The sequence below is a fragment of the Bartonella capreoli genome, assembly GCF_902813205.1.
Classification (GTDB): Bacteria; Pseudomonadota; Alphaproteobacteria; order Rhizobiales; family Rhizobiaceae; genus Bartonella; species Bartonella schoenbuchensis.
Genome location: NZ_CADDZX010000224.1, coordinates 1 through 446, shown reverse-complemented (window position 1 = coordinate 446; position 446 = coordinate 1). Strand labels below are relative to the sequence as shown.

Annotated in this window: 1 protein-coding gene; it reads left to right on the top strand. The window is 46.4% G+C overall.

Annotated features, from left to right (window positions below):
- Window positions 1–446: hemagglutinin repeat-containing protein (locus J7R05_RS08160; RefSeq protein ID WP_208541867.1), on the top strand; the 446-nt coding region annotated here is incomplete at both ends.

Sequence of the window (446 nt, the reverse complement as noted above, 5' to 3'; positions counted from 1 at the left end):
CAGTGGTGGTCTTTTAGCCAATTATTCTGGTGTTGTTCATGGTGATATCATCACCCTTACTGCTCAGAGCATAGCCAATGGAACGGCTAAAATCCGTGAGATTAATGAATATAGTTTTGTTGATCGGGCGGGGCAAAAGGGACAAATCCTCTCTGAGCATGAATTAAACATTCACTCCCTTGGAGATCTTGGCGCAGAGGGTGGGGAATTCACCAGTGGCGGTCCGATAACAATGATTGTCAATGCTTCTGCTAACTTTAGTGCCTTGGCGTTAGAGAGTGAACACAAGCAGACATCGGAAAAAGGGCATTATGATGCGCAAAGTAGCGCACATCAGTTAAGTGAAATCAACAGTGGGGATGATCTTACCATTGTTACAAACGGCGACCTCACCATGGATGGGGTTAAGGCTAAAGCAAAGGGCGATGCGCGTTTTGACAGTGGCG